General features: G+C 72.4%; 12 protein-coding genes. 3 read left to right on the forward strand and 9 right to left on the reverse strand.

The genetic code is table 11. The annotated features are described in order from the left end of the window. Window positions 1–52: 52 nt before the first annotated feature. Window positions 53–3,172, reverse strand: a complete 3,120-nt coding sequence (locus tag ABT296_RS12265) for an NACHT domain-containing protein (protein WP_351926056.1) — start codon at window positions 3,170–3,172, stop codon at window positions 53–55. A gap of 372 nt (window positions 3,173–3,544) precedes the next feature. Between ABT296_RS12265 and ABT296_RS12270 the strand changes: the two genes are divergently transcribed. Further along, on the forward strand, window positions 3,545–4,156 hold the full coding sequence (locus ABT296_RS12270) for a M23 family metallopeptidase (RefSeq protein ID WP_351926057.1): 612 nt from the start codon (window positions 3,545–3,547) through the stop codon (window positions 4,154–4,156). 5 nt (window positions 4,157–4,161) lie between these two features. On the opposite strand, the gene ABT296_RS12275 is transcribed toward ABT296_RS12270, so the two are convergent. Next, window positions 4,162–4,761, reverse strand: a complete 600-nt coding sequence (locus ABT296_RS12275) for a TetR/AcrR family transcriptional regulator (protein ID WP_351926121.1) — start codon at window positions 4,759–4,761, stop codon at window positions 4,162–4,164. 137 nt (window positions 4,762–4,898) lie between these two features. Between ABT296_RS12275 and ABT296_RS12280 the strand changes: the two genes are divergently transcribed. Further along, a complete protein-coding gene (locus tag ABT296_RS12280) occupies window positions 4,899–6,464 on the forward strand; it encodes an MDR family MFS transporter (RefSeq protein ID WP_351926059.1) in 1,566 nt (521 codons plus the stop codon). Window positions 6,465–7,669: 1,205 nt separating this feature from the next. Here the strand turns inward: ABT296_RS12280 and cseC are convergent. The 5 genes from cseC to ABT296_RS12305 all read right to left on the reverse strand — a co-directional run bounded on the left by cseC (window position 7,670) and on the right by ABT296_RS12305 (window position 12,222). Further along, the gene (gene cseC / locus ABT296_RS12285; protein WP_351926061.1) at window positions 7,670–9,007 is read right to left on the reverse strand and encodes a two-component system sensor histidine kinase CseC; all 1,338 of its coding nucleotides are present in this window, start codon (window positions 9,005–9,007) and stop codon (window positions 7,670–7,672) included. Between the two features lie 17 nt (window positions 9,008–9,024). Beyond that, window positions 9,025–9,729, reverse strand: a complete 705-nt coding sequence (gene cseB, locus ABT296_RS12290; RefSeq protein WP_351926063.1) for a two-component system response regulator CseB — start codon at window positions 9,727–9,729, stop codon at window positions 9,025–9,027. Between the two features lie 130 nt (window positions 9,730–9,859). Next, entirely contained in the window at window positions 9,860–10,537 is a 678-nt protein-coding gene (locus tag ABT296_RS12295) for a hypothetical protein (protein WP_351926066.1), read from the reverse strand. Then, window positions 10,525–11,064, reverse strand: coding sequence for a SigE family RNA polymerase sigma factor (locus ABT296_RS12300; protein WP_351926122.1), 540 nt, complete (start codon window positions 11,062–11,064; stop codon window positions 10,525–10,527). The genes ABT296_RS12295 and ABT296_RS12300 overlap by 13 nt, the downstream gene beginning before the upstream one ends. Window positions 11,065–11,292: 228 nt before the next feature. Beyond that, the gene (locus ABT296_RS12305; protein WP_351926068.1) at window positions 11,293–12,222 is read right to left on the reverse strand and encodes an HhH-GPD family protein; all 930 of its coding nucleotides are present in this window, start codon (window positions 12,220–12,222) and stop codon (window positions 11,293–11,295) included. A 180-nt stretch (window positions 12,223–12,402) separates the two neighbouring features. Here ABT296_RS12305 and ABT296_RS12310 point away from each other — a divergent pair, with 180 nt between their 5' ends. Continuing rightward, entirely contained in the window at window positions 12,403–13,248 is an 846-nt protein-coding gene (locus ABT296_RS12310; protein ID WP_351926070.1) for a hypothetical protein, read from the forward strand. Between the two features lie 94 nt (window positions 13,249–13,342). Here the strand turns inward: ABT296_RS12310 and disA are convergent, their stop codons facing one another. Next, window positions 13,343–14,467: a DNA integrity scanning diadenylate cyclase DisA gene (disA, locus tag ABT296_RS12315; protein WP_351926072.1), complete on the reverse strand. Its 1,125-nt coding sequence runs from the start codon at window positions 14,465–14,467 to the stop codon at window positions 13,343–13,345. 80 nt (window positions 14,468–14,547) lie between these two features. Further along, window positions 14,548–15,957, reverse strand: coding sequence for a DNA repair protein RadA (radA, locus tag ABT296_RS12320; RefSeq protein ID WP_351926074.1), 1,410 nt, complete (start codon window positions 15,955–15,957; stop codon window positions 14,548–14,550). Between the last annotated feature and the right edge of the window lie 112 nt (window positions 15,958–16,069).

Here is a 16,069-nt window from a genome sequence, read left to right on the forward strand (position 1 = left end):
GGCGCGTGGGGAACCGTAGGGTTACTGGACGGTAGGCCGCTAGAGGTGTGCGTCACACAACTCGGCGGATTCTTTCGAAGGTCCGGGCCTGGGGCAGCGGGGCGAGAGCCTCCGGCGGGATCTCGGTGACGTCCGGGGCGGGTACGACCGTGGCCGAGCGCAGGGCCGGGAAGAGCGCCGGGAGTGCCGAAAGGTCCTCGGTGCCCCGGAAGTTGTTCAGGCGCAGATGGGTGACCCCGGGCAGCGGGGGGCCCTGCCAGCCGCCGTTGTGCTGCCAGTCGATGTGCAGATGCTCCAGCTCCGGGAGGCGGGCGACCTCCTCGTGGTCGGCGGGGGAGAGCGTGGTGGTCAGCTTGGACAGGCTCAGCCGCCTCAGCGAGCGGAAGCGGTGCAGGCCGCGCAGGCCGGTCAGCTCCAGGGCGTGCTTGGTGAAGCGCAGATAGCGCAGCGTCAGATCCTGGGGCAGCGCCTCGTCGAGGGAGTCGCCGCGCAGGAGGATTCCGAGGTCGAGGTGTTCCAGGCTTCGTGAGCCGGACAGGACGGACAGGTCCAGGTCCCGGGGCAGCAGGTCCAGGGACAGCCAGATCAGCGGAAGGGGTGCCCGCGTGGCCAGGCTCTCCAGTTTGAAACACCGGCTGAGGTCCAGGTAGACCAGTTGGTCCAGGCCCGACAGGCAGTCCAGGTCGCGCAGTTCGTCGTTGTCGCGGACGACCAGCTCGGCCGTCCCGGGGTCGAGCCCGGCGCCGATCTCGTCGGGTGCGACAGAGCCGGAGAGCTGCACCGAGCGCCGTCCGCCGAGCTCGCGCAGGAAGCGCAGCTGGTCGGCGGAGCGGGCGCTGAAGAACAGCTCCTCCTGCGGCAGATGCCCGATGATCTCCTCGCCGTACCGCCGGGTGGGGAAGCGGGACCAGCTCCAGGAGAGCTGGGCCCGTACGTCGAGCGCCGGATGCTCCCGGAACCGGGCCAGCACCCCGAGTGCGGCCTCGGTGCCGATGAGCGAGGCGGTGACGACGACCGCCCGCGCCTCCTCGTCGGTGAGGTCGCCGGGCCCGGGGAGCAGTTCCAGGGCGAGCGGGCCCACCGAGGCCAGGGCGCGGGCCTCCTCCGTCGTCCGGGGCGGGATGAGCGAGGCCGCGTCGCGCTCGGCCTCGGCGCGGACCCGGGGATCGAGCTCCGTCGCGTGCTCCAGCGAGGCCAGCGCCAGCAGCCGCAGCCGGGCGGCGAGGGCGCCCTCGGCCCGCCGCGCCGCCGTACCCAGGTCGCCCAGCAGCTCGGCCCGTTCGCGTGGGCGGGCATGGGCCACCGCCATCCGGAACACGTCCGCCCACTGTTCGTCGGCGGCGCCGCGCACCAGCAGCCCGAAGTCGCCGTCCTCCACGGCTGCCCTGGCGCCCAGGTAGTCCTGGAAGGTGCGGTGCACGAACTCCACGGTCCCGGCGGCCGGTTCGCGCAGCAGGCCGCTGCGGACCAGCAGATGGCGCAGGATCCGCCCGGCGTCCCCCTGTTCCGCGGCGACCGGCAGCGACGGCAGGACGTCGGCGACGATCCGCTCGGCGCGCTCGCGGTCCAGCTCGGACTGGTTGTTGCGGATCAGCCAGTAGGCGAGCCGTTGCAGCAGCTGGATCTGGGGGAGTTCGGTGAGGAACACCTCGCCGGGCTCGCCGGGCCGGAACATGTCCCGTTCCTCGTCGCGCCGCGCGAGCAGCATCGACAGGGCGGCGTCGTAGAGCTCCTTGCGGCCGTGCGGGAGGTAGCCGCGCCGGTCGCGGTGCAGGGCGCAGATCAGTCCGCACATCAGGGGGTTGGTGGCGAGCCGGCCGAGGTCGGGCTTGGTGCGCACCGCGTCCAGCAGGGAGCGGCGGTAGCCGTCCAGGCGGTCGGGGTCGGGCGCGTCGGCGCGGGCGGCGGTGTGCCAGCGGTCGATGAACGCGGACACGTCGTCCTGGCTCATCGGGGTGAGGGCCAGCTCGGTGAAGCCGTCGGCGGCGAGCCAGTTCTCGCGCACGGCGGAGGGGCGCGAGGTGACCAGCCACTGGTTGGCGGGGTAGACGTCGAGGAGGTCGCGCAGCCAGCGGCGGGTGCGTTCCCGCTCGCGCTCGGGGATCTCGTCGATGCCGTCGACGAGCAGCAGGCCCCGCCCGGTGGAGAGCACCCGGTCCGCCCAGCCGTCCGGCTGGCTCGCGTGGAAGGGGACGTGGACGGCGGCGAGGAAGGCGTCCGGCGCGGGCAGGCCCCCGGAGCGGCGGACCAGGGTGCGCAGCGGCAGGACGAAGGGGACGCGGTCGCCGTGCTCCCCGCGGGCCGCGGTCACCGCGAGCCACTGCACGAGGGTGGTCTTGCCGGAGCCGGCGACCCCGCGCAGCAGGACCCGGTCGTGTTCGGTCAGGGCCCGCTCGGCGGGCAGGGCGCCGGCGGCGGAGGTGATGTGCGGGCCGGCCGGGCCGGTGGCGCGGTCGTCCTCGGCGGGGCCGAGCGCCTGGAGGCTGAGGTAGGCGGTGTCCAGGGGCCAGCGGTCGGGCGAGTCGGCCAGGTCGATGCCGTAGATGGTGAGCCGGCCGTGCCGGGTGGTGACGTACGGCAGGTAGCGGCGCTCGAAGGCGGTGTCGGTGCCGTCGGCGGGCGGGGTGCGGGCGATCAGCAGGTCGACCTTGGCGATCAGCTCGCGCTGGCGCCGGGACTGCTCGACGAGGGTGCGGGCGACAAAGGAGGACCGCTGGGTGAAGAAGTGGACGATGTGCAGACAGGCCGTGGCGAGCAGTCGGGCGTGGAGCTGGGCCCCGTCGTAGGAGAGGTCGCGCTCCGGGTGGCCGCCGGCGGTGGCGAGCTGTGCGGCGAGGGCCTCGTGACCCAGCTCCACGGCCTGTACGTCGGTCATGGTGAGGTCGCCCAGCGCGTACAGGGTGTCGGCGAGGGCGAGCGCCACCGCCTCCTCCTCGTCGGCGGGGACGGGCCGCTCACCGCCCTTGAGGGCCTCGGCGACCAGCCCGGCGGCGAGTCTGCGCAGGGCGGGCCGGTCCAGGGCGCGCTTCTCGCCGCGGAAGGAGACCAGGCCCGAGACCCGGACCGGGCGGTCGACCAGGGCGGCGCCCGGGCCCTCCTGGACGAACAGTTTCTTCACCAGTGGGGCGACCAGGCTCGAAGCGAGCCTGACGCCGAGCACCGCCGGGTCCAACCCGCCCTCCCCCGTTGCCAAATGACGTCCGCCAGCGTAGCCCCGGTCACATTGCGGTGTCCTTGGATCTTGGGGGCCGGTGACAAGCGGCACAGGCGATATGTCCGGTACTAGGCGGAATAGTGGAAAGGCCCTGTTGGGCGAAACGGACATTTAGCCCAGGATTCCGAGGTCGGGGTGGCCATCATGGGCGTATTCGTCCCGAATGGGGCCTCTGTCAATGTGAGGTCTGTTATGCAATGAGGTACTAGGTTCCGTCGTAGATCACACCTTTGGGGGTGGATGGGTGTTGGGGGTACCAAGGAATGGCCCCGTCCGGCAGATGCCTGAACGCCGGATGGTTTTTCTGTCCCCGAGCACCACGAGGTTTCGATGTTCAAGCGCGTCTCCGCCCGTTCCGCCCGTACGTCCCTGCCCCGCGCCCGTGCCGCCGCAGTGGCGACCGCCGCCCTGGGGGCGACGGTCGTGCTGGGCGCCGGAGTCGCCACGGCCGCCGAGCCCGCCGCCCAGACCGCCGTGACCGCCAAGACGGTCGCCGCCGCCAAGGCCAAGAAGGCCAAGGCCGTCGCCTGGACGAAGCCGGTGAAGAAGTACACGAAGTCCGCGAGCTTCGCCCAGAACGGCGCCATGTGGCAGTCCACCCACAGCGGTCAGGACTTCGCCGTCTCCACCGGCACCCAGGTCTACGCCGCCCACGGCGGCACCGTGGTCAAGGCCGGCGGCAACGGCGCCGGTGACGGCCCCGCCTACGGCAACGCCGTCGTCATCAAGCACGGCAACGGCACGTACTCCCAGTACGCCCACCTGTCGAAGATCCAGGTGAAGATCGGTCAGGTCGTCAAGACCGGTCAGCGCATCGCCCTGTCCGGCAACACCGGCAACTCCAGCGGCCCGCACCTGCACTTCGAGATCCGCACCACCGCCAACTACGGCTCGGCCGTCGACCCGGTCTCCTTCCTCCGCGCCAAGGGCCTTTCCCTGTAAGGCTTTCAGGACTCCCGCGCGCGGGACCTCGTGGCGCCGGTGTGCGCCTGGGTGATCAGATCGATGGCGACCTCCAGGACAGCGGCACGCTTGTCCTCGGGGTCGCCTTCGAGTTCCCGCAGCACGAACATGCCGGCGTGCATGGTGAACAGGGCGCTGATGCAGCGGACTTGGTCGACCATGTCGGCGTCCGGGTCGATGACGATCTCCCGCATGCCCATCATGCGGCTCTTGAACATCTCGCCGATGCTGAGGTCCCGTACGGTCGCCTGGTTCTCCTGCATGAAGCGGAACAGGGGTTCCGCCTCGGCCAGGGCGTTGGCGTAGAGCCGTACGATCTCCTGCTTGGTCTCCAGTGTGTGCGGCTGCTGCCGGCCCCACTCGACCAGTTCCTCGATCGGCCTCGTCAGATCCTCGAAGAGGCTGACGATGATCTCTTCCTTGGTCTTGAAGTGGTAGTAGAGCGCCGCCTTGGTGACGTCCAGGCGCTCGGCGATCTCCCGCAGCGAGGTCTTCTCATAGCCCTGCTCGGCGAAGAGTTCGAGCGCCACGTCCTGGATGCGCTGCCGGGTGTTGCCGCGGCGCCGCTGCTTGGTGCCGTCCATGTCGCCCATGCCGCCCATCTTCGTGCACCTCGCGCTTTCCAAAAACTTACTTGACGCCCGGCTAGTTACACCCCTACCTTCCTGAAGTGTAGACAACTAGCCGGGCGGCAAGTAAGTAGCTGGGGGAAGTGGGAGTCATGGCGGAGACGCAGACCGCGGACGCGGTACCGGAGGAACAGCCCAGGAGCGTGCGGGTGGTCCTCCTCGCGCTCATGATCACGATGATGCTGGCGATGCTCGACAACATGATCATCGGTACGGCGATGCCGACGATCGTGGGTGAGCTGGGCGGCCTCGAACACCTGTCGTGGGTCGTCACCGCGTACACCCTCGCCACCGCCGCCTCCACCCCGCTGTGGGGCAAGCTCGGTGACATGTACGGGCGCAAGGGCGTCTTCATGAGCTCGATCGTGCTCTTCCTGCTCGGCTCCGCACTCAGCGGCATGGCGCAGGACATGGGCCAGCTCATCGGCTTCCGGGCCGTGCAGGGCCTCGGCGCCGGCGGACTCATGGTCGGTGTGATGGCGATCATCGGCGACCTCATCCCGCCCCGCGAACGCGGCAAGTACCAGGGCATGATGGCCGGCGTCATGGCGCTCGCCATGATCGGCGGACCGCTGGTCGGCGGCACCATCACCGACCACTGGGGCTGGCGCTGGGCCTTCTACATCAACCTGCCGCTGGGCGTCGTCGCCCTGCTCGCCATCAGCGCGGTGCTGCACCTGCCGAAGAAGCGCTCGCAGGCGCGCATCGACTACCTGGGCGCCGCCCTGCTCACCGTCGGCATCACCGCGACCGTGCTGGTCACCACCTGGGGCGGCACGGAGTACGCCTGGACGTCCGCGCGGATCATGGAGCTGATCGGCATCGGCGTCGCCTCGCTGGTCGGGTTCGTGTTCTGGCAGACCAGGGCCGCCGAGCCGGTGCTGCCGCTGCACATCTTCCGCAGCCGCAACTTCACGCTGATGTCCGTCATCGGCTTCATCACCGGCTTCGTGATGTTCGGCGCGACCCTCTTCCTGCCGCTGTACCAGCAGTCCGTGCAGGGGGCGTCCGCCACCAACTCCGGGCTGCTGCTCCTGCCGATGCTCGGCGCGATGCTGGTCACGTCCATGGTCGCGGGCCGGGTGACCACCAACTCCGGCCGCTACTACGTCTTCCCGGTCGTCGGCAGCGTCCTGATGGCCGTCGGGCTGTACCTGCTCTCCACGATGGACACCGGCACCTCCCGCCTCACCTCGGGCGTGTTCATGGCGGTCGTCGGGTTCGGCATGGGCTGTCTGATGCAGATCACCATGCTGGTCGCGCAGAACAGCGTGGAGATGAAGGACATGGGCGTCGCCTCCTCCTCCACCACGCTCTTCCGCACCCTCGGCTCCTCCTTCGGCGTCGCGATCATGGGCGCGCTCTTCAACAACCGGGTCCAGGACGTCATGGCCGAGCGGGCCGGGGCGATCGGGTCCCAGGTGACCGAGCAGTCCGCGCAACTGGACGCGGCGAGCCTGGCGAAGCTGCCGGAGGCGGCGCGGGAGGCGTACCAGCACGCCGTCTCCGCGGGCACCCACTCGGCATTCCTGCTCGGGGCCGTGGTGGCCGTCGTCGCGCTGGTCGCCGCGGTGTTCGTGAAGGAGGTCCCGCTGAAGGGCGCGGGGCCCGAGAAGGACGCGGCGACCGCGCAGGCCCCGGTGGCCGAGCCGGTCTGACCGGGTTGCCGCCGCGCTCCCACCGCCGCCCGGCAGATCCGCGGGCCCCCGTCCACACGGACGGGGGCCCGCGTGTTTTCCCCACACCAGCCGACAGGCTCCGCGGGGTCCGCACGCCCGACCCGCGTACGGGGTCGGGCGGGCTTCCGTGCCGGGGCTGTGGGGGTGGGGGCGGGTGCGCGTGCCGCGCCGGTCGGCCTAACCTGCGGGGTTCGCGCCGGGCGGTCGGCCGAACCTGCGGGGTTGGCGCCGCGCGGGTCGGCCGAACCTGCCGGGTTGGCGCGCCGGGTCTGAGGGTGTGGTCGTCGGGTTCGCGCCCCGCACCCGTGGGCTGAACCCGTCGGGTTCGCAATGCGCCGGTTGGTCGAACGAACCTGCCGGGGGTTCGTGCGCCGCGTGTGGCGGTGTGGTCGGGGGTTCGTGCGCCGCGTCTGTTGGCGTGGCCGTCGGGTTGGCGCACCGGGGCTGCTGGCCGAACCTGCCGGGTGCGCTTCGCGTCGGTCGGTTGAACCCGCCGGCTTCCCGCGCGGCGTGTGGCGGTGTGGTTGTTGGGTTGGCGCACCGGGGCTGCTGGTCGAACCTGCGGGGTGCGCTTCGCGTCGGTCGGTTGAACCCGCCGGTTTCCCGCGCGGCGTGTGGCGGTGTGGTTGTTGGGTTGGCGCACCGGGGCTGCTGGTCGAACCTGACGGGTTCGCGCGCTTGGTCTGTTGGCGTGGCCGCCGGGTTCGCGCAGCGCGCCTGCCGGCTGAACCCGTCGGGTGCGTGCCGCGCCGGTTGGTCGAACCTGCCGGGTTTTTGTGGTGCGTCTGTCGGCGGGGTGGCCGTCGGGTTGGCGCCCTTCACCTGTCGGCCGGACCTGTCGGTTCGGGCCCCGCGCCCGTCGGCCGGACCTGTCGGCTCAGGCAACGCGCCTGTCGGCCGGACCCGTCGGTTCGCGCCCCGCGCTCCTCGGCCGGACCCGTTGGCTCACGCAACGCACCCGTCGGCCGAACCCGTCGCACGCCCCGTGCCCCGCGGGGCCGCGGCCCCCGCGCCCCGCGGCCCCCGCGCCCCTCGGCCGGACCCGTCGGCTCAGGCAACGCGCCCGGTAGCCGAACCCGTCGCGCGCCCCGCGCCCCGCGGCCCCGGCCGCCGAGGCCGTGGGCCGGACTTCGTGCGGTCCGCTGACGGATCGCACGGAACTCACCCGCCCCGAGCGGCGAGCGTCACGGCAGCATCGGGTAGCTGCCCGTGTTCGTCGGGGCGTGTTCCGGGAGCCACAGGACCGCCACCGCGCCCTCGGCCGGAACCGACTCGGGGGCGCCCGGCGGGCGGATGTTGCGGAAGGTGAGCCGGGCGCCCAGTACCCGGGCCTGGCCGGCCGCGATGGTCAGCCCCAGCCCGTGCCCGTGCCCGGCCCGGTCGCTGCTCCCGGTGCGGAAACGGCTCGGGCCCTCCGCCAGCAGCGCCTCCGGGAAGCCGGGCCCGTGGTCGCGGACCCGGATGACCCGGCCCTCGACCGTGACCTCGACCGGCGGCCTGCCGTGCCGGGCCGCGTTGGCCAGCAGGTTGAACAGCACGCGCTCCAGGCGCCGCGGATCGGTCGTGACCTCCGACTCGTGCACCACACGCACCTCGACGCCCGGACCCTTCGCCGCGACCCGCCGCGCGATGAACTCGCCGAGCAGGATGTCCTGCAACTCGGCCCGCTCCGAGGCCCCGTCGAGCCGGGCCACCTCCAGGACGTCCTCCACCAGCGTGCGCATGGCCTGCGCCCGGTCCAGGACCAGCTCGGTCGGCCGCCCCGGCGGCAGCAGCTCCGCCGCGGTGAGCAGACCGGTGACCGGGGTGCGCAGCTCGTGCGCGATGTCCGCGGTGACCCGCCGCTCCGCTTCGAGCCGCTGCCGCAGCGCGTCCGCCATGGCGTCCACCGCCCGCGCGAGATCGTCGGTCTCGTCGCGTACGACCCCGCCGATCGCCTCCCGCACCCGTACGTCCGTCTCGCCCTTGGCGACCTGGCCCGCCGCGGCAGCCGCCTTGCGCAGCCGACGCGACATCTGCCCGCCGATCAGCACGCCGATCGCGCTGCCGCCGAGGACGACCGCGATGGAGCCGATCACCAGGGCCTGGTCGAGGTCCTTGAGGATGTCGGTGCTGCGGTCGGTGAACCCGGTGTGCAGGGACAGCACATGACCGTCCTGGACCGGTACGGCCGCCCATATGTCCGGCCCGCCGCCGGGCGAGTCGCTGACGTACGTCGCCCGCCGCCCCTGCCGGACCTTCTCCCGCAGCGGCTCCGGCAGCCGGGCGTCGTCGACCTTGACGTTCGGGAAGTTCGGCCGCCCGGACAGTTCGTAGTTGCGCTGCGCGATCTGGATCCGCTCGTCGGCGAGGTCGCGCGCGTTGTCGAGCATCGAGACGCGTGCCGCGTTGTGCACGACCAGGCTGAGCGCGACCGCCACCAGCGCGCCGACCAGCGCGATGGCCGCGCTGAGCTTCCACTTCAGACCGGTCCGGATGTCGGCCGCGCGCAGATCCGCACGGCGCCAGGAGATCCCCCGCATGCCCCGCCCCGCCCTGCTCAGGCCTTGAGCTTGTAGCCGAAGCCGCGGACCGTCTCGATCCGGTCCTGGCCGATCTTCGTTCTGAGCCGCTGCACATGGACGTCGACGACCCGGGTGTCCCCGCCCCAGCCGTAGTCCCACACCCGTTCCAGCAGCTTGTCGCGGGAGAGCACGGTGCCCGGCGCGGAGGAGAACTCCAGCAGCAGCCGCATCTCGGTGGGCGTGAGCCCCACCGGCCGGCCCGCCCGGCGCACCTCCATGCCCTCGGTGTCGATCTCCAGTTCGCCGAAGCTCAGCACCCCGCCGGACTCCGCCGCCCCGGGCTCCCCGCCCTGCGCGCCGCCGCTCGCGTGTCCGAAGCGCCGCAGCACCGCCCGGATCCGGGCGACCAGCACGGCACCGTCGAACGGCTTGGTCACGTAGTCGTCCGCCCCCGCCTCCAGACCCAGCACCACGTCGATGGAGTCGGCCCGCGCGGACACCATGATCACCGGCACGGTCGACTCGTCCCGGATCCGCCGGCACAGGCTGACGCCGTCCAGGCCCGGGACCATGACGTCGAGCAGCGCGATGTCCGGGCGGTCGGCCCGGAACGCGGCCAGCCCCGACAGCCCGTCGGGCATCGCCGTCACCGCGAAACCGTCCCGCTCCAGGGCGAGTTGGGTGGCCTCGCGGATGACGTCGTCGTCCTCGACGAACAGAACATGGGTCTGATCTGCCATCCGGTGGTCTCCGTCCTCGGGGTGGGCAGGCTTCGTACTAGAGATCGGCCGGCGGGGGGCGATCGGTTCATTGCGCGGCGGTCGGGATTCCACGGCGGTCGGGTGCACGGCGGTCGGGGTTCCGTGGCGGTCAGGATTCCGGCACCGGCGAGGGGGTGTCGCCGACGACCGTGCCGTAGTCGTTGTGCCAGAAGTACTCCTGGGCGAAGCGGCCGTCGCGCCAGCGGTACGTGATCACGTTCTCGCCGGACGGACTCGACACGGGGTCGCCCTTCTCGTACACCTGTTTGCTCACCACCAGGTCGCCGCGGTCGATCTGCGCGTAGACCGGCGGTTCCTCGGCCTTGAACACATTCTCGTACGAGCCGCTCCGCCCGCGGTACACATACGCCCCCACACCGACGCCGTCGCCGCAGGTCAGCACGTTGACGACGAGGTCCTCGGAGGGGCCGCCGGTGAGGTCGCCGTAGGTGGTGTCGACGGGGTAGTCGTCGGCAGCGCACGGTTCGAGGTCCCGCTTGACCTCGACCGAGACCGACGGATCCGACTTGAGCAGCCGGACCACCTCCGCCTGCCCGGGGCGGCCCGCCGCCGAGGGCGTCGCGGACGCCGACGGGACCCGGGCGGCGCCCGCCACGGACTCGTCGTGCGCCGGGCCCTCGTCCCGGGCACCGGTGCCGCCGGTGGCGCAGGAACAGAGGAAAAGGGCGAGGGCGGCGCCCACGGCCACCGCCGTGAACACCGCCTGATGGGTCCTGCGGGCCGGTTCCGGCCCCGCGCCCGGCGCCTTGTCGGCTAGGCCGCGCAACGCTCCCGCTCCTCACGCTCCAGCGCGCGTGCGTCCAGATCACGGCTCTCCAGCTCCTCGCGGAGCCGGGCCAGCGCCCGGTGCAGCGTGCTCTTGACCGTTCCCGCCGACATGCCGAGGGCGGCGGCGGTCTCCTCCGTGGACATCTGCTCCCAGTGTCGCAGCACGACCACACTGCGCTGCTTGGGGGCGAGCACCCGCAGGATGTCCATCAGCAGGGCGCGGTCCGCGTGCTGCTCGGTGGAGTCGTCGACCGAGGCGTCCGGGAGCTGCTCGGTCGGAACCTCCTCCAGCTTGCGCGCACGCCACCACTCGGTCCGCGTGTTGATCATGACCCGGCGCAGATAGGCGTCGGCGAGCCGCTTGTCCTCGATGGTCTCCCAGCGGCCGTACGTCCGCACCAACGCCGTCTGGAGGAGGTCCTGGGCGTCGATCGGGTCGGGCACCAGGCGACGGGCACTGCGCAGCAGCGCGTCCTGCCGGGTGCGGACGTACTCCTCGAACTCGAGCACCTCGCCCTGCGCCATCCTGACCGCCTCCAGATCCCCGTTGCCGAGCGGCTCACGCGCCGCCGGACCGAACTTCCCCGTGTGCTCCGTGCCGAGCACGACGAGAAAGTTACGGAGGCGTTGTCACGGGGCTGTCCGAGGCAGCCTGCGGCTGGCACTCGGCTGTCCGTCGGTTGTGTAACGGAAGTAGGAAACGGGTAAAGCGGCGTACCGGATCGGGCGGTTATCGGCGGGTTCCCGGGCGCTCTACCGGGCGGCCCGGGTGAGCGGCAGCCGGTACAGACCGCCCGGCAGGGGCTCGACCAGCCCGTCCGAGACCAGCCCGTCCAGTGCCCGGGCGCGCTGCACCGGCTCGTGCCACACCCGGTCCAGGGCGGACTGCGGCACGGGCGTGTGGGCCTCGCGGAGCACGGCGAGCAGCTTGCCGCGGACCTGCCGGTCGGTGCCGGCGTAGGTCTGGCCGCGGCGCGGTGGACCCTCGTGCTCCGGCTTGCCCGCGAGCCGCCAGGCGCACAGCGCGGCGATCGGGCAGCGCACGCACGACTCGTTCTTCGCCGTGCACACCAGTGCGCCCAGCTCCATCGAGGCGGCGGCCCAGCGCGCGGCCGTCGCCTCGTCCTCCGGCAGCAGGGTCCGGGCCAGCCTGCGCTCGGCGGCGGTGGTGGCGTTCGGCGGGTACTGCACCCCGCTCACCGCGCGCGCGAAGACCCGGCGGACGTTGGTGTCGAGCACCGGGTGGCGCTGCCCGTAGGCGAAGGAGGCGACCGCGGCCGCCGTGTACTCCCCGATTCCGGGCAGGGCCAGCAGCTGCGTGTGATCGGCGGGTACGTCACCGCCGTGCCGTTCCGTTATCGCCACCGCCGCGCCGTGCAGCCGCAGCGCGCGGCGCGGGTAGCCGAGCCGGCCCCAGGCGCGGACCGCCTCACCGGGGGCCTCGGCGGCCAGGTCGGCGGGGCGCGGCCAGCGGGCCAGCCACTGCTCGTAGACCGGCTGGACCCGGCTGACAGGTGTCTGCTGGAGCATGAACTCGCTGACCATCACCCCCCACGGTCCGGCCTCGGGCCGCCGCCAGGGCAGGTCGCGGGCGTGGTCGTCGAACCAGTCGATGACGGGGGCGTGCAGCTGCTCGCCGCCGGCCAGCTCGGTGGGGGCGTCGGACTTCGTGGGCACAGTCATGGCCTTCCGATCCTGCCATGCGGGGCGGTCCGCACGGTGGTACCGCCACCCCCAGGGGGTACGGCCCGATGACCGGCGGCCGGCTCCCGGGGCCGTCACCGGGATGATGATCCGGAAAAGTTGCGCCCGGGGCGGCGGGTGGGGCCAGTGAACGCCCCGATCTCTCGTACAGTTTGCGCCGTGGGATCTCTGCGCAATCCGGTCGGGCCGCTCCCCTCCTCCATCTACTGGCGACGGAGGGCCGTACTGCTGTCCACGGTCGCCCTGTTGGCGCTCCTGGTCACCTGGGTGGTGGCCACGGGCGGCGGGGGCGGTGGCAACGGCGCGAACGGCAGCAACGGCAAGAATCCCGCCCCGTCGACCATCACCCCGGGACCCTCGGGTTCCGGGCCGGCGATCAGTCAAGCCCCGGGCGGGCGCGACGAGTCGGGCGACGAGGGGTCGGGCTCGGGGGACTCCTCCGGCGCGGACTCCGGCGGCGGATCGGGCGACGGGTCCGGCGGTGACGACGGCTCGGGCGAGGGGTCGGGTTCCGGCTCCGGTTCGGACGGGAGCGCCGGCGGCGGTGCGACGGGCGGTACGGGGGTGGGCGCGGGCGACGCGCTTCCGGCGGGCTCCTCGGTTCCCAACTGCACCGCGGGCGCGGTGAAGTTGACGGTCCGCAGTGTGCGCAACACCTACGAGCCCGGGCAGACGCCGTCCCTGGAGCTGACCGCGAGGAACTCCTCCGGCAGCCCGTGCAAGGTCGATCTGGGCCCGAAGGGAACGGTTCTGACGATCACTCAGGCCGGTGCCGACGACGCGTACTGGTCCTCGGACCACTGCCCGAAGTCCGCGGGTTCCCTGCTCTTCCGGGTGGGCGCCGACAGCGGTGTGACCTACACCGTCAAGTGGGACCGCAAGCCGAGCGCCGAGCGGTGCGCGACCCCGCCGGCCGGTTCGGCGGCGCCCGGCACCTACCTGGTGGAGGCCGCGGCCCCGGGCTTCGCGAAGGCGCGGACGTCGTTCGTGCTGGAGCAGGACTGAGGGACGCGCCGAGCGGGGCGGCCCAGGAGGTTCCCGGGCCACGCCGGCCTCGTACGCGGGTCCGCTCCCGGGAGGTTCCGGGCGGCGGAACGGCTCAGACGTAGCGTTCCAGGATCGAGGACTCCGCCAGCCGGGACAGCCCCTCGCGCACACTGCGCGCCCGGGCCTCGCCGACGCCGTCCACCGTCTGGAGGTCGTCCACGCTCGCGGCGAGCAGCTTCTGCAGCCCTCCGAAGTGCTCGACCAGCCGGTCGATGATCGCGCCGGGCAGACGCGGCACCTTCGCCAGCAGCCGGAAGCCGCGCGGCGACACCGCCGAGTCCAGTGCCTCCGGAGAGCCGGTGTAACCCAACGCCCTCGCCACCGTGGACAGTTCCAGCAGCTCCGCGTGGCTCAGCGCGTCCAGCTCGTACAGCGCCTCGTCGACCGTGCGGGACCGCTTCGCCGTCGGCTCGGGCACATAGTCCCGGACCACCAGTTCGCGCTCCGGCTCGACCCCGGCGATCAGCTCGTCCAGCTGGAGCGCGAGCAGCCGGCCGTCGGTGCCCAGCTCCAGCACGTACTCGGCGATCTCGGTGGCGATCCGCCGCACCATCTCCAGCCGCTGCGCCACCGCCGAGACGTCCCGGACCGTCACCAGGTCCTCGATCTCCAGCGCGGACAGCGTGCCGGCGACCTCGTCCAGCCGCAGCTTGTACCGCTCCAGGGTGGCCAGCGCCTGGTTGGCCCGGGACAGGATCGCCGCCGAGTCCTCCAGCACCCGCCGATGCCCGTCCACGTAGATCGCGATCAGCCGCATGGACTGGGAGACGGAGACGACCGGGAACCCGACCTGCTTGCTGACCCGGTCCGCGGTGCGGTGCCGGGTGCCCGTCTCCTCGGTGGGGATCGTCGGGTCCGGCACGAGCTGGACGCCCGCGCGCAGGATCTTCGACAGGTCCGAGGAGAGCACGATGCCGCCGTCGAGCTTGCACAGCTCCCGCAGCCGGGTCGCGGTGAACTCCACGTCCAGCACGAATCCGCCCGTGCACATGACCTCGACGGTCTTGTCCGAGCCCAGCACGATGAGTCCTCCGGTGTTGCCGCGGAGGATCCGTTCGAGGCCGTCGCGCAGGGCCGTGCCGGGTGCCACGGCGCTCAGTGAGGCGCGCATCAGGCCATCGGCACCGGAGCTCCCACCGGACTTTCCGGGAGCTGCCGCCCGGTCGTTGGCTGCCACTGCACTCCTCCGGTCGCAGGTTCTGGGGCGCTCCCGTTTCGCACCTTGGTTCGTACGGACGGGCGAGACCAGGGCAAAGTCTACCGGCGGTCCTCGTCGTCCCGTGGGGCGTCTCGTCTACGCGAGCGCGGAAGGACCCGCAGGGCGTCTCCCATGTCCGCGACTTCCAGCACCTTCATCCCCGGCGGGATCTTGCCGGGGTCGCCCGGGACGAGGGCGTGCGTGAAGCCCAGACGGTGGGCTTCGGAGAGCCTGCGCTGGACGCCCGTCACCCTTCTGACCTCGCCCGCGAGGCCCACCTCGCCGATCGCGACGAGGTTCTTCGGCAGGGGGGTGTCACTGGCCGCGCTGGCCAGCGCGAGCGCGATGGCGAGGTCCGCGGCGGGCTCGGAGAGCTTCACCCCGCCGACCGTCGCGGAGTAGATGTCCCTCTTGCCCAGGGCGCTGATCCTGCCGCGCTGCTCCAGGACGGCGAGCATCATCGAGACGCGGGAGGTCTCCAGACCGGAGGTGGTGCGGCGGGGGGAGGGGATCTGGGAGTCGACGGTGAGCGCCTGCACCTCGGCGACGAGCGGGCGGCGGCCCTCCAGGGTGACGGTCAGACAGGTGCCGGGGACCGGTTCGTCGCGCCGGGTCAGGAAGAGCCCGCTCGGGTCGGTGAGGCCGGTGATGCCCTCGTCGTGCAGTTCGAAGCAGCCGACCTCGTCGGTCGCGCCGTAGCGGTTCTTCACGCCGCGCACCAGGCGCAGGCGGGCGTGCCGGTCGCCCTCGAAGTGCAGGACGACGTCGACCAGGTGCTCCAGCAGGCGGGGGCCCGCGATGGCGCCGTCCTTGGTGACGTGTCCCACGAGCAGCGTGGACATGCCGCGGTCCTTGGAGGCCCTGATCAGGGCGCCGGCCACCTCCCGCACCTGGGCCATGCCGCCGGGCGCCCCGTCGATCTCGGGCGAGGCCACCGTCTGCACGGAGTCCAGGATCAGCAGGGACGGCTTGACGGCGTCCAAGTGGCCGAGCACGGCGGACAGATCCGTCTCCGCCGCGAGGTAGAGGTGGTCGTCGAGGGCGTTGATGCGGTCGGCGCGCAGCCGCACCTGGCTCGCCGACTCCTCGCCGGTGACATAGAGGGTGCGGTGCTCGTCGCTGGCCGCCTTGGCGGCGACGTCGAGCAGCAGCGTGGACTTGCCGACGCCGGGCTCGCCCGCGAGCAGCACCACGGCGCCGGGCACGAGGCCGCCGCCGAGGACCCGGTCCAGCTCGGGCACGCCGGTGGAGCGGGCGGTCGCCTGCCGGCCGTCGACCTGGCCGATGGGCAGCGCCGAGGAGGTGACGCGCCCCGGGGCCGTCGTACGGACCGCGGGCGCGCCGTACTCCTCGATCGTCCCCCAGGCCTGGCACTCGGGGCAGCGGCCGAGCCACTTGGCCGTCTGCCAGCCGCACTCGGTGCAGCGGTAGGACGGACGCTCCTTGGCGGACTTCGTACGGGCAGCCATGCCAGAACGTTAACGGCCCCCACTGACAACGTCGCCGTCCGGCCGTCCGGGCCGCCCGGCGAGGGCCACGGCTCCACTCGCCGTAAACCCCGGCACACCGTCATAAACCGGC

The organism is Streptomyces sp. NPDC000983, assembly GCF_040299205.1.
Lineage (GTDB): Bacteria > Actinomycetota > Actinomycetes > Streptomycetales > Streptomycetaceae > Streptomyces.

Coding starts and splice junctions, on each gene's coding strand:
- ABT296_RS12270 (WP_351926057.1), top strand. CDS start 3,545: ATGTTCAAGCGCGTCTCCGCCCGTTCCGCCCGTACGTCCCTGCCCCGC.
- radA (WP_351926074.1), bottom strand. CDS start 15,957: ATGGCTGCCCGTACGAAGTCCGCCAAGGAGCGTCCGTCCTACCGCTGC.
- cseC (WP_351926061.1), bottom strand. CDS start 9,007: ATGCGGGGGATCTCCTGGCGCCGTGCGGATCTGCGCGCGGCCGACATC.
- cseB (WP_351926063.1), bottom strand. CDS start 9,729: ATGGCAGATCAGACCCATGTTCTGTTCGTCGAGGACGACGACGTCATC.
- ABT296_RS12280 (WP_351926059.1), top strand. CDS start 4,899: ATGGCGGAGACGCAGACCGCGGACGCGGTACCGGAGGAACAGCCCAGG.
- ABT296_RS12305 (WP_351926068.1), bottom strand. CDS start 12,222: ATGACTGTGCCCACGAAGTCCGACGCCCCCACCGAGCTGGCCGGCGGC.
- ABT296_RS12300 (WP_351926122.1), bottom strand. CDS start 11,064: ATGGCGCAGGGCGAGGTGCTCGAGTTCGAGGAGTACGTCCGCACCCGG.
- ABT296_RS12275 (WP_351926121.1), bottom strand. CDS start 4,761: ATGGACGGCACCAAGCAGCGGCGCCGCGGCAACACCCGGCAGCGCATC.